At 69.1% G+C, this 19,310-nt stretch carries 17 protein-coding genes and 4 pseudogenes; 13 read left to right on the top strand and 8 right to left on the bottom strand.

Annotated features, from left to right (window positions below):
* Window positions 1–85 precede the first annotated feature (85 nt).
* Window positions 86–1,054 carry an alpha/beta hydrolase gene (locus AQJ91_RS29730; RefSeq protein ID WP_067027656.1) on the bottom strand — a complete coding sequence of 323 codons (969 nt, stop codon included), beginning with the start codon at window positions 1,052–1,054 and terminating at the stop codon, window positions 86–88.
* Between the two features lie 452 nt (window positions 1,055–1,506).
* Here AQJ91_RS29730 and AQJ91_RS29735 point away from each other — a divergent pair, with 452 nt between their 5' ends.
* The 8 genes and pseudogenes from AQJ91_RS29735 (at window position 1,507) to AQJ91_RS29765 (ending at window position 9,197) form a co-directional block, all read left to right on the top strand.
* Entirely contained in the window at window positions 1,507–3,396 is a 1,890-nt protein-coding gene (locus AQJ91_RS29735) for an amidohydrolase (RefSeq protein ID WP_067027658.1), read from the top strand.
* Between the two features lie 131 nt (window positions 3,397–3,527).
* Entirely contained in the window at window positions 3,528–4,190 is a 663-nt protein-coding gene (locus AQJ91_RS29740; protein ID WP_067027660.1) for a hydrolase, read from the top strand.
* 54 nt (window positions 4,191–4,244) lie between these two features.
* Entirely contained in the window at window positions 4,245–4,769 is a 525-nt protein-coding gene (locus AQJ91_RS29745) for a DoxX family protein (RefSeq protein WP_067027661.1), read from the top strand.
* Window positions 4,750–5,487, top strand: a complete 738-nt coding sequence (locus AQJ91_RS29750; protein WP_067027804.1) for a YoaK family protein — start codon at window positions 4,750–4,752, stop codon at window positions 5,485–5,487. Before AQJ91_RS29745 ends, AQJ91_RS29750 begins: the two co-directional genes overlap by 20 nt.
* A 169-nt stretch (window positions 5,488–5,656) precedes the next feature.
* Window positions 5,657–7,342: an MFS transporter gene (locus AQJ91_RS29755; RefSeq protein WP_067027663.1), complete on the top strand. Its 1,686-nt coding sequence runs from the start codon at window positions 5,657–5,659 to the stop codon at window positions 7,340–7,342.
* Window positions 7,343–7,438: 96 nt separating this feature from the next.
* Window positions 7,439–7,851, top strand: a pseudogene (locus AQJ91_RS56170) (alpha/beta hydrolase fold domain-containing protein); the annotation flags it as partial.
* Window positions 7,834–8,058, top strand: a complete 225-nt coding sequence (locus AQJ91_RS56175; RefSeq protein ID WP_234383070.1) for a response regulator transcription factor — start codon at window positions 7,834–7,836, stop codon at window positions 8,056–8,058. The pseudogene AQJ91_RS56170 and the gene AQJ91_RS56175, both read left to right, overlap by 18 nt.
* A gap of 272 nt (window positions 8,059–8,330) precedes the next feature.
* Window positions 8,331–9,197 (top strand): helix-turn-helix transcriptional regulator, encoded by an 867-nt coding sequence (locus tag AQJ91_RS29765; RefSeq protein WP_067027665.1) that lies wholly within the window; start codon window positions 8,331–8,333, stop codon window positions 9,195–9,197.
* Window positions 9,198–9,314: 117 nt separating this feature from the next.
* Here the strand turns inward: AQJ91_RS29765 and AQJ91_RS29770 are convergent, their stop codons facing one another.
* From AQJ91_RS29770 to AQJ91_RS29785, 4 genes are all read right to left on the bottom strand, one after another.
* Window positions 9,315–9,542 (bottom strand): SsgA family sporulation/cell division regulator, encoded by a 228-nt coding sequence (locus tag AQJ91_RS29770; RefSeq protein WP_159054684.1) that lies wholly within the window; start codon window positions 9,540–9,542, stop codon window positions 9,315–9,317.
* Window positions 9,543–9,954: 412 nt separating this feature from the next.
* Window positions 9,955–10,572: an FMN reductase gene (locus AQJ91_RS29775; RefSeq protein ID WP_067027669.1), complete on the bottom strand. Its 618-nt coding sequence runs from the start codon at window positions 10,570–10,572 to the stop codon at window positions 9,955–9,957.
* The gene (locus tag AQJ91_RS29780) at window positions 10,569–11,654 is read right to left on the bottom strand and encodes an LLM class flavin-dependent oxidoreductase (RefSeq protein ID WP_067027671.1); all 1,086 of its coding nucleotides are present in this window, start codon (window positions 11,652–11,654) and stop codon (window positions 10,569–10,571) included. Before AQJ91_RS29780 ends, AQJ91_RS29775 begins: the two co-directional genes overlap by 4 nt.
* A 274-nt stretch (window positions 11,655–11,928) precedes the next feature.
* On the bottom strand, window positions 11,929–12,180 hold the full coding sequence (locus tag AQJ91_RS29785) for a hypothetical protein (RefSeq protein WP_159054685.1): 252 nt from the start codon (window positions 12,178–12,180) through the stop codon (window positions 11,929–11,931).
* A gap of 149 nt (window positions 12,181–12,329) precedes the next feature.
* Between AQJ91_RS29785 and AQJ91_RS56180 the strand changes: the two are divergent.
* A pseudogene (locus AQJ91_RS56180) lies at window positions 12,330–12,527 on the top strand (hypothetical protein); the annotation flags it as partial.
* A gap of 149 nt (window positions 12,528–12,676) precedes the next feature.
* Here the strand turns inward: AQJ91_RS56180 and AQJ91_RS58435 are convergent.
* Window positions 12,677–12,832: pseudogene (locus tag AQJ91_RS58435) on the bottom strand (MFS transporter); the annotation flags it as partial.
* A 187-nt stretch (window positions 12,833–13,019) separates the two neighbouring features.
* Between AQJ91_RS58435 and AQJ91_RS29795 the strand changes: the two are divergent.
* The 3 genes from AQJ91_RS29795 (at window position 13,020) to AQJ91_RS29805 (ending at window position 15,137) form a co-directional block, all read left to right on the top strand.
* The gene (locus AQJ91_RS29795; RefSeq protein ID WP_067027678.1) at window positions 13,020–13,643 is read left to right on the top strand and encodes a TetR/AcrR family transcriptional regulator; all 624 of its coding nucleotides are present in this window, start codon (window positions 13,020–13,022) and stop codon (window positions 13,641–13,643) included.
* An 82-nt stretch (window positions 13,644–13,725) separates the two neighbouring features.
* Entirely contained in the window at window positions 13,726–14,427 is a 702-nt protein-coding gene (locus tag AQJ91_RS29800; protein ID WP_067027680.1) for a ribonuclease HII, read from the top strand.
* A 68-nt stretch (window positions 14,428–14,495) separates the two neighbouring features.
* A complete protein-coding gene (locus AQJ91_RS29805) occupies window positions 14,496–15,137 on the top strand; it encodes a hypothetical protein (RefSeq protein ID WP_079085266.1) in 642 nt (213 codons plus the stop codon).
* A gap of 335 nt (window positions 15,138–15,472) precedes the next feature.
* Here AQJ91_RS29805 and AQJ91_RS29810 read toward each other — a convergent pair whose 3' ends face one another.
* Window positions 15,473–16,108, bottom strand: a complete 636-nt coding sequence (locus tag AQJ91_RS29810; RefSeq protein WP_067027684.1) for a hypothetical protein — start codon at window positions 16,106–16,108, stop codon at window positions 15,473–15,475.
* A gap of 274 nt (window positions 16,109–16,382) precedes the next feature.
* A pseudogene (locus AQJ91_RS29815) lies at window positions 16,383–16,805 on the bottom strand (hypothetical protein); the annotation flags it as partial.
* 174 nt (window positions 16,806–16,979) lie between these two features.
* Here AQJ91_RS29815 and AQJ91_RS29820 point away from each other — a divergent pair.
* Window positions 16,980–19,139: a RecQ family ATP-dependent DNA helicase gene (locus AQJ91_RS29820; RefSeq protein ID WP_067027688.1), complete on the top strand. Its 2,160-nt coding sequence runs from the start codon at window positions 16,980–16,982 to the stop codon at window positions 19,137–19,139.
* Window positions 19,140–19,310 lie beyond the last annotated feature (171 nt).

Genomic DNA, 19,310 nt, shown 5'->3' on the forward strand with positions numbered 1-19,310 from the left:
CCAGCCGGCCACGTCGGCGAACGCCCCGTGGACGAGGACCACGGTGGGGGTGGACGTGGTCATGTCCGGGTTCTCTCCTCAAGTCTCAGGCGGCGTGCAGGGCGGTACGCAGGGTGGTGACGGCCATCGTGATGGCGGCCTCGGCGGCATGGGTGCCACGCAGGGCGTTGAGCATCACGAAGTCGTGGATGATGCCCTGGAAGCGGACGGCGGTCACGGGGACGCCGGCCTCGCGCAGCTTGCCCGCGTACGCCTCGCCCTCGTCGCGCAGCACGTCGGCCTCACCGGTGATCAGCAGGGCCGGGGGCAGGCCCGTCAGCTGCTCGGTGGTGGCGCGCAGCGGGGAGGCGGTGATCTGGGCGCGCTCGGCCTCGTCGGTCGTGTACTGGTCCCAGAACCACTGCATGCCGTCCCGGCGCAGGAAGTAGCCCTCTGCGAAGCGGTGATAGGAGCCGGTGTCGAAGCTCGCGTCGGTGACCGGGTAGAACAGCACCTGCTGCACCAGAGGGACGTCGCCGCGCTCCTTCGCCATCAGGGTCAGCGCGGCGGCCATGTTGCCGCCGACCGAGTCCCCGGCCACGGCCAGTCGCGAGCCGTCCAGTCCCTTGGACGCGCCCTGCTCCACAACCCACTTGGCGACCGCGTAGTTCTGCTCGATGGCGACCGGGTAGCGCGCCTCCGGAGAGAGGTCGTACTCGGGGAAGACCACTGCGGCGCCCGCGCCGACGGCGAGTTCGCGCACCAGGCGGTCGTGGGTGTGGGCATTGCCGAACACCCAGCCCGCGCCGTGGATGTAGACGATGACCGGCAGGGTCCCTTCGGCGCCGGCGGGCCTGACGATACGGGCCCGGACGCTGCCCGTGGGACCCGAGACGGTGACCCACTCCTCGTCGATCGCGGGCTTCTCGATGTCGCCGGCTTGCACCTCGTCGACGACCTTGCGCCCTTCCGCCGGGGGCAGGTCGAACAGGTAGGGCGGATTCGCGGTCGCCTCGGCGAAGGCGCCTGCTGCGGGTTCGAGCATCGGCTGAACCGGCTCGACGACATCGGACATGTGAATCTCCTGGAATGTTTATCGGGACGCCGGTCTTTCCGGCCATACGACCCGGATCCCGCAAAGGGCGTTCCGGTGCTGCGGTTCGCCACGCTAAAGCCACCGGGCGCGAGGTAATTGCCTACGGGCGCACCACTGCTGTCCTCACAGTGCACTGCAGGATTCCGGCCGTCCGAGGCCGTTCATCGCGCGGATGAGCAGTGCACGGTGGGGCAAAGTCCGGTGCACTGGCAGGACACGGGGGCACATCGGTCGTGTCTACCGTGATGGCGAAGCAATCGCTGCCCCTGACGCACAGGGCCTGCCCTCGTTCTCAGGGCACGACGAGTGTCAGTGGAATTCACTCGGTTCGATTCGAGCAAACGGCCATTCGCGTACGACGGGATCGCCAACATCCGCCACTGCCGACCATGACTTGAATCGACGTCGTTTCCCAGAGAGGTTTTCGAGAGATGTCAACAATGCCCGTCGGCGGGCTGGTTCCGCATGCCATCGACGATGCCGCGGACCTAGTCGTCCGCAACGCGAAGATCCACACCGGGGACTCGGGCCGCCCGCACGCGCAGGCGCTCGCCATCCGCGACGGCGTCATCACGGTTGTCGGTGACGACAAGGACGTGGCTCCCCACGTCGGTCCGGGCACGAAGGTGGTCGACGCGCTCGGGCGACGGGTGATCCCCGGCCTCAACGACGCCCACCTGCACGTGATCCGCGGGGGCCTCAACTACGTACTGGAGCTGCGCTGGGACGGCGTGCGCAGCCTGCGTCAGGGCCTGGCGATGCTGCGTGAGCAGGCCGCTCGTACCCCGAAGGGCCAGTGGGTACGGGTGGTGGGGGGCTGGTCGGCCGAGCAGTTCGCCGAACGCCGGCTGCCGACCGTCGCCGAACTCAACGCCGCCGCCCCTGACACCCCGGTGTTCGTCCTGCATCTGTACCAGTCGGCCGTGCTGAACCGGGCGGCGCTCAAGGCCGCCGGCTTCACCAGGGACACACCCGACCCCAAGGGCGGCCAGATCGTGCGGGGCCGGGACGGGGAACCGACCGGCATGCTGCTGGCCGCTCCCAGCGCCCTCATCCTCTACTCGACCCTGGCCAAGGCGCCGGTGCTGGAGGGCGAGGACAAAAAGACCTCCACCCGCCATTTTCTGCGCGAGTTGAACAGATTCGGACTGACCTCGGCGATCGATGCCGCCGGCGGCTTCCAGAACTTCCCCGACAACTACGCCACCGTCATCGAACTGGCCGAGGCCGGACAGCTGTCGATGCGCATCGCCTACCACCTCTTCCCACAGACGCCCGGCCAGGAGATCGACGACCTCGCCCGCTGGATCGAAATGGCCCGCCCCGAGGACGGCGACGAATGGCTGCGGTTGAACGGCGCGGGTGAGAACCTCACCTGGGCGGCCGCCGACTTCGAGAACTTCACCGAGCCGCGCCCGGAACTCACCCCTGATTACGAGGTGGAGTTCGAGAAGGCGGTGCGCCTGCTCATGGAGAACGGGTGGGGATTCCGGCTGCACGCCACGTATGACGAAACCATCCGCCGTGACCTCGCGGTGTTCGAGAAGCTCGCCGCGGAAGGGCTCTTCCCGGCCGGAAACCGGTGGCTGTTCGACCACGCGGAGACCGTCTCCGCGGACAGCCTCGACCACATCGCTGCCCTCGGCGGCGCGATGTCCGTGCAGAACCGCCTGTCCTTCCAGGGCGAGGCGTTCGTACGGCGCTACGGTCCCGGCGCCGCCGCGGATGCCCCGCCGATCCGGGCCATGCTGGACCGCGGCCTGACCGTGGGCGCCGGCACCGATGCCACCCGGGTCTCCTCGTACAACCCGTGGGTCGCCCTGCACTGGCTGGTCAGCGGCCGCACTGTCGGCGATCTGGCACTCCGCCCCCCGGCCAACCGCGTCGACCGGCAGACGGCGCTGGCGATGTTTACGCGCGCCGGCGCCGCACTGACCGGTGAGGACGAGGTCAAGGGCGTGCTGCGGCCGGGATGTTACGCGGACCTGGCGGTCCTGTCCGAGGACTACTTCGCCGTGCCCGAGCCGGAGATCGCGCACATCGAGTCGCTGCTGACGGTGACCGGGGGCCGGATCGTCTACGCCGCCGCCGAGTACGAGGGGCTCGACGAGGAACTTCCCCCCGTCAGCCCGGCCTGGAGCCCGGTGGCGTACTTCGGCGGCTACCACGCGTCCCGCCGGGCGGCCGTTTCCGGCGCCCACCAGGCCGAGTTGCTCGGCCAAGCCATCGCCGAGTCGGAGCAGCACCGCCAGTGGCGCATCGCTCGCGGCCTCACCCCGGACGCCGCGAGCACGCCCTTCGATCCCTGCTTCGTCCTCTGAACTTCCGGAAGGGGCCTGGCCTTGAGTCGCCCCTTCCGGGACCCCACCCACCAGCTCCGTCCCACCGGACGGTTCTTCTCACGGCACGGGCAGCAGTCCGCGCCACCGCTTACCGAGAAAGGCTCACAGTCATGGTCAACATCGCCGAGGTCACCGCCGCCCCCAGTCCCGACCTGCTCACCCAGGACAACTGCGCGGTGCTGTTCGTGGATCACCAGCCGCAGATGTTCTTCGGAGTCGGCAGTGGTGACCGCACCGCGATCATCAACTCCGTCGTGGGTCTGGCCAGGTCCGCCAAGACCTTCGACGTGCCGGTCGTGCTGAGCACGGTGGCCGCCGAGTCGTTCTCCGGCCCGATCATGCCGCAGCTGGCGGAGGTCTTCCCCGAGCAGAAGATCATCGACCGGACCACGATGAACGCCTGGGAGGACCTCGCCTTCGTCGAGGCAGTGAAGGCGACCGGCCGCAAGAAGCTGGTCATCGCGGGTCTGTGGACCGAGGTCTGCGTCGTCCTGCCCGTGCTCTCCGCCATCGCCCAGGGCTACGAGGTCTACGTGGTCACCGATGCGTCCGGCGGTGTCAGCCCGCAGGCCCACGAGCACGCGATCCAGCGCATGGTGCAGGGCGGCGCGGTCCCGGTGACCTGGGTGCAGGTGCTCCTGGAGCTCCAGCGTGACTGGGCTCGCGCCGAGACCTACGGGGCGGTCATGGACGTGGTGAAGGAGCACGCCGGCACCTACGGCCTCGGCGTCGTCTACGCCCAGGCCGTCATCGGCGCCCACGCCGCCGGCTGATCGCGCCGGTTCACCCAGCAGTGACGATGTGAGTCAGGAACAGGCGGGAACACGATGGACGCTGGACTGTTGGTCCTCCGGCTGGTGGTGGGGTTGCTCATCGCCGGGCACGGTGTGCAGAAGGTGAGTTTCCGGCTCGGAGGCAACGGATTGGCGGGCGGGGCGGAGGAGTTCCGCCGCGACGGATTCCGCGGCGGTCGGTTGACCGCGCTCGTCGCGGGAGCCAGTCAGATCGGTTCCGGCCTGTTCCTGGCGGTCGGCCTGCTCACCCCCCTGTCGGCGATGGCCGCGATGGGCGTGATGACGGTCGCGGGCACCGTGAAGTGGCCCAAGGGGCTGTGGGTGCAGAACGACGGCTACGAATACCCCCTCGTCCTTGTCGTCGTCTCCGCCGCACTGGCTCTCACCGGGCCCGGACGGTGGTCCGTGGACCATGCACTGGGCGTCACTGCCTGGCCGGTCTGGGTCGCCGTCGCCGCGATCGTCATGGGCCCGGCGAGCGGGTTGCTCACCCGCGTGGTGCTGCACCGGCCGGCCACCGCGACGGAAGGGGCGCGGTATGCGCAGGCTGCTGAGTGACGCGGCCCGCACGCTGGTACCCCGGGGAGAGGAACGTCACGGCCCGCTGCCTCCCCTGATGCTGATCCTGACGGTGGTCACCGGGCTGGTCGACGCCGTGAGCTATCTGGCGCTCGGGCACGTCTTCGTCGCCAACATGACCGGCAACGTGGTCTTCCTCGGGTTCGCCCTGGCCGGCGACGAGAGCCTCTCCGCGCTCGCCTCCGTCGTCTCGATGGCCGCATTCCTCCTCGGCGCACTCGCAGGGGGCAGGCTCGGCACTCGGTTCGCCACGCACCGCGGGCACCTGCTGCGCACGGCGACGGCCGTGCAGACGATCCTGGTCGCGATCACCGTGGCGGTCGCCGCCGCATCGCACGGCCGGGTCACGACCGGCGTCCAGTACACCCTGATCGTGTTCCTGGGGCTCGCCATGGGCCTGCAGAACTCGGTCGCCCGCCGCCTCGCCGTCCCCGACCTCACCACGACCGTCCTGACCCTCACCCTGACGGGCCTGGCCGCGGACTCCACCCCGGCCGGCGGCGAGGCGCCGCGCCCCGGCCGCCGGATCCTCTCCGTGCTCGCCATGTTCCTCGGCGCCCTCGTCGGAGCCCAACTCCTCCTGCACGGCCATCTCGTCCTCACCCTGGTCCTGACGCTGGTGCTGCTCGCGGTCACCTCCGTGACCACCCATCGTCTCTCGGCCACCGATGCAACCTGGGTCCGGCCGCGGACCTGAACGACACACCGGCCCACCGCTTGGCACTGCACCGACGGAACAGAACCGGTGCGCCGAGGGACAACAGCCGCCGGTAGGCCGGTCCTGGTTCGGCCACGACAACAGCCGACCTGACATTCGCGACGCCTGCCGGAGTCAACGTGTTCGCACTCACCCTCCATGGACCAGCATGAGCACCGCACTGCCCTCCACACCGGCACAGCCCCCAAAGCCGGATTCGGCATGGGCGCCGCTCGCGGCGCGCGCCTTCCGGGCCCTGTGGATCGCCCAGTTGGTCTCCAACATCGGCAGCTGGATGCAGATGGTGGGCGCCCAGTGGCTCCTGATCGGGCACGACGGGGCACTGGTGACGCTCGTCCAGACGGCCTCCAGCCTGCCGGTCGTGCTCCTGGCTCTGCCCTCGGGCGTGGTCGCCGACCGCTACGACCGTCGCGGCGTGCTCCTGGCCGCGCAGCTGGCCATGCTCGCGGTCTCCGGCGCGCTGACCGCGCTGGCGTTCTCGGACGCGCTCACTCCGGTGCTGCTGCTCGTCCTCACCTTCCTCCTGGGCTGCGGTAGCGCCTTGATGGGCCCGGCCTGGCAGGCGATCCAGCCGGAGCTGGTGGAGCGCCGCCAGCTCGGACAGGCTGCCGCGCTCGGCGGCGTGAACATGAACCTCGCCCGCGCCCTCGGGCCGGCCATGGGCGGAGTGGTCGTGGCGGCGGCGGGCGCGGGGTGGGTTTTCGCCTTCAACGCCGCCTCCTACCTCGGCATCGCCGCCGTCCTGTTGCTCTGGCGGCGCCCCCGGACGGTCGTCCCCCGCCCCAGCGGTGAGAAGCTGCTGACCGCCCTCGACGCAGGCCGTCGTTACGTGCGGCACGCACCGGGCATCCGCCGGGTCCTCCTGCGCATGGTCTTGTTCATCCCCGGTGGCGCTGCCCTCTGGGCGTTGCTGCCGCTCGTCGCGAGCCGCTCGCTGCACCTGGGCCCGGGCGGCTACGGGCTGCTCCTGGGCGCGGTCGGCGTCGGAGCGGTAGCGGGCGCCTTCGTCCTGCCCCACAGCAACCGGGTGCTCGGCGCCAACGGCACTCTCGGCAGCGGTGCCCTGGTGTTCGCGAGTGTCCTCGCGGTGCTGGCCACCGTACGGAACCCGTGGCTGGTGGCGCCGGCGCTGCTGTTCGCGGGCCTGGCATGGATCGGGGTCCTGTCCACCCTCAACGCGGCCATGCAGACGCGGCTCCCGGGCTGGGTCAGGGCCCGGGGCCTTGCCGTCTATCTCCTCGTCTTCCAGGGCGGCCAGGCGCTGGCGGCGCCATTGTGGGGCGCCCTCGCCGACCGGTTGGGACTTGCCTTCCCCCTCCTTGCCGGGAGTGCGTTGCTGCTGGTCAGTGCCCTCAGCCTGCGGCGCTGGCCGTTGCACGGGGCGGAGGACGTCGACCCGACCCCTTCCGAACACTGGCCGGTTCCGCCCCTGGTCTTCGAGCCGGGGCCGGCCGCCGGCCCGGTGCTGGTCACCGTTTCCTACCGCGTCGCCCCGGGAAACGGAACCGCTTTCAGTGACTGCATGGAGCACGTCGCCCGTTCCCGGCGGCGCACCGGAGCCCTCACCTGGGGCCTGTACCAAGACGGACAGGATCCTGGGCACTTCATCGAGAACTACCTCCTCGCCTCCTGGTCCGAGCACCTCGCCCAGCACAGCAACAGACTCACGCTCGCCGACCGCCGCTACGAGGAACGGGCACGCGGTCTCCTCGTCCCTGGCACCCGGCCAGAGGTCACCCATGCCTTTGACACGTCCTCGGGACCCGTTGTCCCAGAAGGCAGCGAAGTGATCCCGATGCCGGGCCTGAGCCGCATGCCGGACGGACAGGAATAGCAGGCAACGAACCACGTCGTGGAAAGGAGGCGGTGCCTGGTGACCCCGGAGGTCCTGCAGTGGCTGGACACGCAGTTGGGCTGACGGCCGAGTCGGGGAGCCACGCACGGGCTCGACCCGGCCCGTAGCGGTGGCCGGTGACTCGGTCGGCGGCAACATGGCCGCGGCCACCACTCTCCTGGCCAAGCAGCGCAAGGGCCCCGAGCGCGCAGCGCAGCTGCTGTTCCATCCCGTCACCGACGCGAACTTCGACACCGTCTCCTACCGAGCGGTTCGCGAGAGGCTACTTCCTCAGACGCGATGGGATGAAGTGGTTCTCGGACCACTACACCACTGATCAGGCCGAGCGCGCGCCGATCACCGCCTCGCCGCTGCGGGCGGGCCTGGATGAACTGGCAGGGCTGCTGCCACAGGTGTTGGTCGTCATCGCTGGGGCGGACGTCCTGCGCGACGAGGGCGAGGCGTACCCCGCCGAGCTGCGCGCCGCCGACGTGCCGACCACGCAGATCGCCACATTGGCCGCGCAGGGCCTGACCAACAAGAAGATCGGCGAACGCCTCCGACTGTCCCACCGCACGGTCGGCGCCCCTCTCTACAAGATCTTCCCCAAGCTCGGCATCACGTCCCGCTCGGCGTTCCCGGACGCTCTGAAGGCAGCGGGCCTGCCGGAACAGAGAGCCGCCGACACCGACAGGCCCCGTCGACCGTCGCCCTGAATGCGGGCGGGCCATCTCCCCACCGCCCGGTTCCACACACAGCCTGCGTCAGCCGGTTCGCCGTAGGACAAAAGCCGGTGCACTGACCGTCAGCGAATGCGGACTGAATCCTTCTACATTCTGCTCAGCGGTGCAGGGACAGCGGAATCCCTGACCTGTAGGGGCCACCCCAGAGCCTGGGAAGGACACGCGAGGCTGCACGCCTGAACGAACCCGCGGCCAATGTGTAACGGGCACCTCACACAACGGACTACAGCACGGTTGGAGCTCTCATGGCCGAGTCGGCGATCTCTCCTATTTCAAACACCAACGCCCAAATACTGACCCTCCATCCGCTCCATGATTCCAGCCACATCCACGAGAAGGGAGATTCTGAATTCCTTCATCTGGGAATCCAGATACGCGGATCTGCTGCGATCCCCCGCCACGGATCGGACGTTTTCCTGGAGCCGGGCGACTTGGTCTTCTGCGACCCGGATCGGCTTCATTTCCTGCGCCTCGGCGATGACTGCAAAATGACGGTCTTCCGCATATCCAGGCACCACCTGGGAGTTTCGGAGTCAGACCTGCGCCGTATCGTGGGTGTGCCCGTACGGGGCGGTGAAGGCGTGGGCGCGATGGTGTCGGCTTTCCTGTTCACACTCGCCGCCGGGGCGCAGTTCCGCAGGTCGAGGATCGGCGACCGGCTCACCTGCAGCGCCCTTGACCTCGTCAATGTACTCGTCATGGAACTCCTCGCAGAGGATAGCGGACCGGAGACTTCCGACGCATCGAACGTCGGCAACGAGATGCTGACACGGATCACGGATTTCATCGAAGCGCACCTGACGGATCCCGACCTGTCACCCAAATCGATTGCGCTCGCGCACCATATTTCCGTCCGTTACCTGCACAAGCTCTTCCAGAACGAAGGCACGACGGTGGGCCAGTGGGTGCGGCAGCGGAGGCTCAGCCTCAGTCGGCAAGAGCTGGGCCGGACGTCGAACCAAAGGCTGACCGTGGCCGCTGTGGCACATCGGCTGGGTTTCATCAGCCCGTCGCATTTCAGCCGGGTGTTCCGCGACGCCTACGGCATGTCCCCCAGTGAATGGCAGGCATGCACGTGGTCGGTCCTGGAATCTCCGATCACCAAAGCATAGGTTCCCTGCCGCCAAATGAGCGTGATGACCAGCGATGCCGCTTGATCCCCGCCCGCTGTTGATCAACGCCCGGAAGATTGCCACCCGGTCGAAGTCCACCCAGCGCGGGCGGCCGGGTCACTCGCTACGCGCCATGAGTTCGGCCACGACGTGGTCCAGGTTGATGTGGAACGCCTCGGTGCCCGGTGGCACGACCCTGTCGGTCTGCTCCAAGAGCGGGGTGACCGCCGAAGCCGCGATGTCCAGGGCGGCCCTGCAGTGGACTGACCACTGTGCGCACCGAGTGCCGATGGCAGCGGTGCCGGGTATCACCAGGACGTCTCCGACACCCGCCGGTCGACTCAATCCCTCCATCAGGAGGCTTGCGGGCGAACACCCGGTCGACCGTGCCGGTCGACGTTGCTACGAGGCAGAGGCACACGGCGTAAGGGCCTGTCCTGTCATAGCGCAGCTCGGCGGGCAGTGATACCGGCGATCCGTCCGCGACAATGACGTGCGCCACCACCTCGTGGGTGACCGTGGTCCCGTCGGCGACGCTGGAAAACCGTGCGAGGTCTTTCCCGTGGCAGGCAGGCGTGGGGTCCGGAGCTCGGGTGACTGGGACATGGGTACCTTCTTGGTGGGAGCCGGGCAGCCCGGCCCGAGAAGTCGGCAGGGCAGAACCTGCCGTGGCGAGCCCGGACCGGAACGCGACCGGATCACTGTTGAGAGATACTGCGCGACGACGTGCTCGCTTTGTGGCCCGCACGCGGTCGGCTCAGTCGAAGCGCAGGTCGGAGAGCTGCCGTTCGAGTGCGGTGATGTCGTCCTCCCCCGGCTCCTGCGCCACCGCGCGGACGGCCATGAGGGCGGCAAGCTCACCGCCTGCCCGCCGTATGCGCGCGGGCAGGCCCTCGGTGTACTCGTCGCCGCCGGATCCCCAGTCCTCGGACGCCGCGTACACCGCGGTGGGGACGACGGCGGCGTGCAGGTAGGCGAACAGCGGGCGCAGGGCGTGTTCCAGGACAAGGGAGTGGCGGGCTGTGCCTCCGGTAGCCGCGACGAGGACCGGCTTGCCGGTGAGGGCATCCGGGTCGATCAGGTCGAAGAAGGACTTGAACAGCCCGCTGTAGGAGGCGGTGAACACGGGGGTCACGGCGATCAGGCCGTGGGCGCCTGTCACCGCGTCGATCGCGGTGGCCAGTTGGGGCGACGGGAATCCGGTCACGAGGTTGTTGGCGACGGCGACGGCCAGTTCCCGCAGCTCGATGACCTCCGTCTCCACTTCCTGGTCGTGAGCGGCGAGTTCGCCGCGGGCCGACTCGGCGAGACGGTCGGCGAGCAGGCGTGTGGAGGACGGGGTGCTCAGACCCGCGGACACGGCGACGAGCTTCATGCGGCGGACACCTCCCGAACGGCTCGCAGCGACTCGTGCGTAGGAGCGTCCGGCACATCGGCCGGGCGGCCGATCGCGAACTCCTTCCGCAGCACGGGCACCACCTCTTCGCCGAGGATGTCGATCTGCTCCAGGACGGTCTTCAGGGGCAGGCCGGCGTGGTCCATCAGGAACAACTGCCGCTGGTAGTCACCGACGGTCTCGCGGAAGGACAGCGTCCGCTCGATGACCTGCTGAGGAGAGCCCACCGTCAGCGGAGTCTGCTCGGTGAACTCCTCCAGCGAGGGCCCGTGCCCGTAGACGGGCGCGTTGTCGAAGTAGGGGCGGAACTCCCGCACCGCGTCCTGGGAGTTCTTCCGCATGAACACCTGCCCGCCGAGACCGACGATGGCCTCCTCGGGCCGGCCGTGACCGTGGTAGGCGTACCGCCGCCGGTACAGCTGGACCATTCGCCTCGTGTGCTCGGCCGGCCAGAAAATGTTGTTGTGGAAGAAGCCATCGCCGTAGAAGGCCGCCTGTTCGGCGATCTCCGGGGACCGGATGGAGCCGTGCCAGACGAAGGGCGGTACGCCGTCGAGCGGGCGGGGCGTGGAGGTGAACCCCTGCAGGGGCGTACGGAACTTGCCCTCCCAGTTGACGACGTCCTCGCGCCACAGGCGGTACAGCAGGGAGTAGTTCTCCTTGGCGAGGTTGATGCCCTGTCGGATGTCCTGACCGAACCACGGGTACACCGGGCCGGTGTTGCCGCGTCCCATCATCAGGTCGACCCGGCCCTCGGCCAGGTGCTGGAGCATCGCATAGTCCTCTGCGATTTTCACCGGGTCATTGGTGGTGATCAATGTCGTGGCGGTGGAAAGGATCAGCTTCTTGGTACGGGCGGCGATGTAGCCGAGCATCGTGGTCGGGGACGACGGTACGAAGGGCGGGTTGTGGTGCTCGCCGGTCGCGAAGACGTCCAGGCCAACCTCCTCGGTCTTCAGCGCAATGGCGACCATCGCCTTGATGCGTTCGTGCTCCGACGGAGTACGGCCATTGGTCGGATCGGGCGTCACGTCCCCGATCGTGAAAATACCGAACTGCATGGGCCCCTCTTCTTCCAGCGACTGTGTGGGTCCCTGGAACAGTAGGTACCGGTCTCACGGTCGCCATGACTGTGGGTGCACGGAGCTGTGCCCGCCAGCGCCCTTCTCCTGCGAACTCAGATCGCCAGCCGGTCGCGGTGGACGCGCGAACGGTAGTTGTCGGACGGCCTCGGCTCGGTTTCCCGAGCTTGTGCCGAGGGCGGCTGCGGCGTAGTGGACGAGCTGCACGCCGACTCATCCGCATCGGGCTCGACGCGCTCGCCGACGACTTCGGCTACGCCGTCCAGGCGCACCAGATCGTCAGCCGGATCAGCGACGACGTCGACCTCTTCGCCCCGATCAACCGGGCCACCGCCGAAATACCCGCGGCCACCGAGCGCGTCATCGCCGCGCCTATGAAGCCGCGGGCTTCACGGTAGAACTGGCCCACCAGAACTCCGAGCACACCTACACGCGGCTGAACACCACCGACCCTGCCAGCGGCATCCAGAGCAAAGTGGAACTCGTCGCCGAGTTCCTCAACCACCCGCCCGTTCCCTCCGAACTCGGCCCCGTCCTGCACCCCGACGACGTCGCTGCCGGTAAGACCACCGTCCTGGACGGCCGGGCCGAGGTCCGCGACGCATCCGGATCGACCACGACCATCTTCTCGTCGAGGTCCCCGATGCGGCATGAGTGGTCATCCAGCCGCTTGTCACGAAGACCGGCAGAGGATCGGGGAAGTCCACCGACCTCCCGGCCCGTGACGCCGTCGAAGCGATTCTGTGGAAAGCGCGGACGGCGAAGACGTGGAACGAGGCCGCTTCCCGTCTGAATCATGGAGTGGGCAAGTCCCTCATGGGCCGCTGGACCCGCTGGAAGGCGGACGGCACCTGGGAGCGCATGGTGCAGACCCTGGCGGGGTTTCTGGCGATTCCGGCCGTTCCGGTGCCCGAACCATCGAAAGAGCCGCCGCTGCCTGACATGCTGGTCGAGGGCGTGGTCGACCCCCGCTTGTTTCACACGGACGATGATGGTGACGATGAGGATGACAGGGACGGTGAAACACGCGATGGAACCGTCGCGTCGAGTACCACCATGAGTTGGCAGGCCGCGATAACGGTGAGCGCTATGCCGGGATGTCCCTCCCGGCGGGCCGCACCTGGCTTTTCTTCCTTGATCAACTGAGAGGTTGTCACTATGGGTTCCCCACAAGTGCGTTAGTGAACGCTCGCGTTCACTGTCGCGTCAACGGTAGTGAGTCCTCTGTAGTGAACGCAAGCGTTCACATAACTTGTTGCCGCGCGGCGTAGCCCCCGTTGTCGTCGCGCGCTGTCCCCCATGTCCCCGGAATCCCCGCTTCCCCTGCTTGCTGGAGATGCTCAGATGGTTACCTCGCGCTGGACGGCTGCCCCCACTCGTCCGGCCTCCCTCCGCAGGCGTGGCGCTGTACTCGAACGTGCGATCCTCGATGCCGCGCTGGAGCAGCTCAGCACGGTCGGCTGGAACGGCCTCACGATGGAAGGCGTCGCCGCCGGCGCCCAGACCGGCAAGGCTGCCGTCTACCGTCGCTGGCCGTCCAAGGAGGACCTCGTCGCGGACGCGCTGCAGGCCGGACTGCCCAGCTTCGACGTGGCTCCCGACCTGGGGAGCGTGCGCGAGGATCTGCTGGCGTTGTGCCGGCAGGCGCGTGATGCGATGTTCTCGCGCCCCGGCTTCGCGCTGCGTTCAGTGATTCACGAATGCGATCAGACTCAGGCCGAGCGCTTCCGGGGGGTCATCTTCGGCGGAGTCGTGGAGCCCACCGTCAGGCTGCTCGCGGAGGTCATCTCCCGTGGAATCGAACGGGGAGAGGTGCGGTCCGACGCCGCGGACAGCTATGTCTTCGATGCCATACCCGCGATGATGATGTACCGATCGAAGATGTGCGGAAGTGAATGGAGCGATCAGGACCTCGAGGAAATGATCGAGCGGCTGATGCTACCGCTGCTCAGGCCGAGCGGCGGATGACCGACGGCTGTCGCCGCCGTTGCGGCGCTTGGGGAAACGGGGGTGTCGCCGGGTGATCCGGGCGGCGTAGGCTAAGGGCGCCATGTCGTACGAACCACCAACTCACACCGTCGAGCGCTCCCTCCGCGCCACGACCGGAGCGAAGATCATTGCCGGTGTCGACGAGGTGGGGCGCGGTGCTTGGGCCGGCCCCGTCACCGTCTGCGCGGCGATCACCGGACTGCGTCGGCCCCCCGAAGGCCTCACCGACTCCAAGCTGCTCACCGTCAAGCGTCGCAACGAGCTCTCCGAGAAACTGCTGAAGTGGGTGACGTCGTACGCCCTCGGCCACGCCTCTCCGGAGGAGATCGACGACCGGGGGATGACGGCCGCCCTTCGACTCGCGGCGGTGCGTGCCCTGGAGGCCCTGCCGGTCCGCCCCGAAGCTGTGATCCTCGACGGGAAGCACGACTATCTCGGGGCGCCGTGGAGGGTCCGTACGGTCATCAAGGGTGACCAGTCGTGCGTGGCGGTCGCGGCGGCTTCGGTGATCGCCAAGGTTCAGCGCGACAAAATGATGGCCGAACTGGGTATCGACCATGCAGACTTCGGTTTTGCGGACAACGCCGGGTATCCATCACCCGTGCACAAGGCCGCACTGGAGGAGCGGGGCCCCACCCCGTATCACCGGTTGTCGTGGGCGTATCTTGATGCGCTGCCTCAGTGGCGGCATCTCAAGAAGGTCCGCAGCTGGGCGGAAGGAAGCGTTCCGGAGATCCAGGGCCAGCTCGGCTTCGACTTCTGACGGTTCCGATCGCACTCATGTACCACCCGCCGACGCGAGCCGCACCGGCGTTTGATAGACATCAGTTCATGCCTCTCATTCCCGAGGAGCCTCAGATTCACGAGAGTGCCCAGGGTCCCCGCGCCACCCCGGCCAGCGGCCGCACCGCGCCGACCCCCCGCCCCGTACCCGGCCCCCGCCCTGTGGCTCCGCCGCGCCCCGGCCGCCCCGGGCCCCTACGGCCCACGCCGCCGGTGCAACGTACGCCGCGTGACGCGGCCGTGGCCAAGCCCGGACCGTCGGGTCCGGCCGCTCCAGCCGCCCCCGCTCCGGCGTCGGCGGCCCCGCAGATCCAGCTGATCCCGGCCTCGGCCGAGGGTGCGCTGGACGCCGCCGAGGAAGCCGTCGACCTGCTGTTGGAGTCGGGCCGTGCGCCCGGCGACGTGCTGGTGATCACCACCGGCGAGCAGCATCCGTGGGCCGCCCACGAACTGTCCTTCGGCGACGCCTCCTACTGGGCGCAGCACGACGCGCGCGACGACGTGTTCTACGCGGACGCTGCCGTCGCGGGCCGTGCCGCCTCGCGCCCCGTGGTCGTGGTCGCCGTCAACGGCGGTTCCGACTCCGCTGCCGCCACGACTCTGCCCCTGGCCATCGGCCGGGCCGACGCCCTGCTGATCGTCTGCGGTGACCCGCAGCAGATCAACTCGGTGCTGGGCGCGGGCGTCTGAGCCGTTTCCGGTTCGTCCGGGAGGGCAAGGCGTCGCTGCGGCGACACCTGCACGGTGGGGGGCGGCGTGCGCGGATGGGCGAGGAGCTCAGTGTGCGCACGTCCCTGCCCGGTTCGCGGCGCCTCTGTGCCGTGCGGGTGGACGTCACGGCGTGTGTACTGCGAGAGCCGGCGGTTCGGCGTGCACGCGGCCGAGTCTGGCCGGAACGGATTGTCCACCGCGTCAGTCGTCCGTGCCCGCTACGGGCAGCCGCCCGGCACGCGGATCACCCTGGCCTTCGTAGGCATCGGCCAGCACGCGGAATCGCCCTGCCGACGGAGTGCTCGTCGGTGCCCTCAGCGAGCCGCCGCGCGGCGCAGGACCTCCGAGGCGGCGCCACCGGTGCGCGGCAGCGGGGGCGGTGCCTCGGAGGTGGCGAAGGGCTCCGGTGACGAGTTGACGTTGGGGCGGCGCCCGCCGCGGCCTTCGCCGAGGACCTGCCAGCCGTCACGGGTCAGAGTGATGTACGCCCCGCAGCGCAGGCCGTGCAGGGTGCAGGCATCGCGCAGCCCCCACATCCACGCACCGTCCTCCTCCGTCCAACGCGCGTCGCCCTCACGGCAGTAGAGCAGTACGGCGGTGCGGACCGGGGTGCGGCGCCGCAGGTCGTGCGGGATGACCCGGCGCAGCTGGGAGAGCAGTGAGTTACGGAACATCCAGCCGTCGGCGGGGGCCTGACGGCGGATGAACGAGGCGCTCGCCAGCAGCCGTTCCTCCGGGTCGAGCACGGCGACGATCGCCGTCGCGGGACGCGGCCGATGGCGCGAGTGCAGTCCGCTGACGACCTCCCGCGGATTGCGCAGCAGCGGGATTCCGGCGGCGGCCCACTCGGCGGGTTCGAGCATGCGGGTCAGAGGGTTGGCGGACGCGGCAGTCAGGCCGGCGGACGACGACATGGGTTCCGCGGGGGACGGAGCGAATCCGAAGGTCACAGTCCTCCCTTCGGCTACGCGCCCACACTGCGGGCGAGGTCGGATTCGGGGGAGCGCGCACCGCAGCGGAGCCCTTCCGGACCACGGACGGGCTGTGCGGGGAGCGGACTTCAATTCTTCCTGTCGAACTTGGATGCGGCAACGAGCAATTGGGGTCACCGACCGATATCTGGTGGTGCGCGTTTTATATCCCTGCCCCGTGCGTCAACCTGCGACGCACGGGGTGACGGCCTCGCTCCGTGTCGTACGACCATGGCTGCCCGGTCCCGATTCAGCCGCCCTTGACCCGCCTGACCGCCCCGTCCACGTCGAGGACCTTGAACCTGGTCTCCGGGCGGGAGTGGCGCAGTTCCACCAGCGGCTCCAGGGCGGGGAGCGACATCGGCCGGTCCGCGCGGGCGAGGACGTCGAGTGTGCGGCGCACCAGCTCCTCCGGTGGGAAGGCCGGTGAGGCGAAGCACTGCCAGATCGCCTCGTCCTCCTTGCCGGGAAGGAGGAGCACCTCGGCGTGCTGCCGGTCGGCGTTCTCCGTCTTGCCCGTGCAGGAGGCCACCGTGTGCCCGGGGTGCCGCAGGAAGGCGGTGACCTCCTCGGTGGCGGTCACGGTGAGCGTGTAGATGATCCCGGAGCCCGGCAGCTCGTCGAGGTGGCCGACGAGCCAGGCCATCCGGTGCGCCTTGTCCACCACGGGGAGGAGGTTCCAGGCGGAGGTGGAGACCTGACCTGCGCGAACGTGCTGATGGGGGCTGGGTGGGGGGGAGCGCTCCGCCCGGCAGTCCTCGGTCGGTGCGTGGCAGGTGCACCCTTTGTGGGCTCTTTGTCACGCTGGATCGATTCGCCGATTGTCAGTGCCATCGGGTTGCATGGGGGCATGGACCATCTGGAGTTCCGCGCTGAAGCTGACGCCATCCTCGCTGAGCTGGTCGGTGACCCTGGGGGGTCGGCGCGGTTGCGGGAGGATCAGTGGCAGGCGGTGGCGGCTCTGGTGGGGGAGCGCCGGCGGGCGCTGGTGGTGCAGCGGACCGGGTGGGGCAAGTCGGCGGTGTACTTCGTGGCCACCGCTCTGTTGCGTCGGCGTGGCTCGGGTCCCACGGTGATCATTTCGCCGCTGCTGGCGCTGATGCGTAACCAGGTCGAGTCGGCGGCGCGGGCCGGTATTCAGGCGCGCACGATCAATTCGGCCAACCCGGAGGAGTGGGACGCCATCTACGGGGAGGTCGAGCGTGGCGAGACTGACGTTCTCCTCGTAAGTCCGGAGCGCCTCAATTCCGTGGATTTTCGGGAGCAGGTGCTGCCCAAGCTGGCGGCCACGACCGGTCTGCTGGTGGTTGATGAGGCGCACTGCATCTCCGACTGGGGGCATGACTTCCGTCCCGACTACCGCCGGTTGCGGGCGATGCTGACTGAGCTGCCCGTCGGAGTGCCGGTACTGGCCACCACCGCGACCGCCAACGCGCGCGTGACGGCGGATGTGGCCGAGCAGCTGGGGACTGGGGCCGGTGAGGCCCTGGTGCTGCGCGGTCCGCTGGAGCGGGAGAGCCTGCGGCTGGGTGTGGTGCGGCTGCCGGATGCCGCGCACCGCCTGGCGTGGCTTGCCGAGCACCTGGACGAGTTGCCGGGCTCCGGGATCATCTACGCGCTCACGGTCGCGGCGGCCGAGGAGGCCACCGCCTTCCTGCGGCAGCGTGGCTTCAAGGTGGCCTCGTACACCGGAAAGACCGAGAACGCCGACCGGCTGCAGGCCGAGGTGGACCTGCAGGAGAACCGGGTCAAGGCGCTGGTCGCGACGTCGGCTCTGGGCATGGGCTACGACAAGCCGGACCTGGGCTTCGTGGTCCATCTCGGCTCGCCGTCCTCGCCGATCGCCTACTACCAGCAGGTGGGGCGTGCAGGCCGCGGTGTCGAGCACGCCGATGTGCTGCTGCTGCCGGGCAAGGAGGATGAGGCCATCTGGCGCTACTTCGCCGATACCGCCTTCCCGCCCGAGGCGCAGGTCCGCCAGACCCTCTTCGCTCTCGCCGATGCGGGACGACCGCTGTCCGTGCCGGCCCTGGAGGCGGCGGTGGATCTCCGGCGCACTCGGCTGGAGACCATGCTCAAGGTGCTCGACGTGGACGGCGCGGTCAAGCGGGTCAAGGGCGGCTGGATTTCCACCGGTGAGTCTTGGGTCTACGACGCCGAACGGTATGCGTGGGTGGCCAAGCAGCGGGCGGCCGAGCAGCAGGCCATGCGTGATTACGTGAGCACGTCCCAGTGCCGGATGGAGTTCCTGCGCCGGCAGCTGGATGACGAGGGGGCGGCCCCGTGCGGCCGTTGTGACAACTGCGCGGGAGCTTGGGCCGATTCCTCGGTCTCGGCGGAGGCGTTGACGGGGGCGGTGAAGGAACTGGATCGCCCGGGAGTGGAAGTTGAGCCGCGCCGGATGTGGCCGACGGGGATGCCGGCACTGGGCATCGACCTCAAGGGCCGTATCCCGGCCAATCAGCAGTCCTCCACCGGGCGTGCCCTGGGGCGGCTGTCGGACATCGGCTGGGGCAACCGGCTGCGCCCCCTGCTGGCGGAGAACGCGCCCGACGGGCCGGTCCCCGACGATGTCCTGCGGGCCGCGGTGACGGTCCTGGCCGACTGGGCGCGCTCTCCGGGCGGCTGGGCACCGAACGCCCCGGACGCCTCGGCCCGGCCGGTAGGCGTCGTCGCCGTACCGTCCCTGGCCCGCCCCCAGCTGGTCGCTTCCCTCGCCGAGGGAATCGCGGCCATCGGCCGCCTCCCCTTCCTGGGCACCCTGACGCACACCGGGCCGGACGGCGCGCACGCGGCACGCCGCAGCAACTCCGCCCAACGCCTCAGGACGCTGTCCGGCACCTTCACCGTCTCCGAGGACCTGGCTGGTGCGCTGGCCCGCTCTCCAGGTCCCGTCCTGCTCGTGGACGACTACACCGACTCCGGCTGGACCCTCGCCGTCGCCGCCCGCCTGCTCCGCCAGGCAGGCAGCGAAGGGGTTCTTCCGTTGGTCCTCGCTGCCGCAGGCTGACCTTCCCATCTGCGGGTGTGGCCATGCTGGTTGACTCTGGCGGGGCGGGAGAGGGCTGCGTCCTGTCGGCGTTTACGAGTCGCGGGGTCGAGAAGGGCTCCTGACGTGCGATTTTGCGCGTGTGGATTGTGTGCGATGTGGGCGTGCTGTGGAAAACAGTCCGCTCCGCGC

The organism is Streptomyces dysideae, assembly GCF_001514305.1.
Lineage (GTDB): Bacteria > Actinomycetota > Actinomycetes > Streptomycetales > Streptomycetaceae > Streptomyces > Streptomyces dysideae.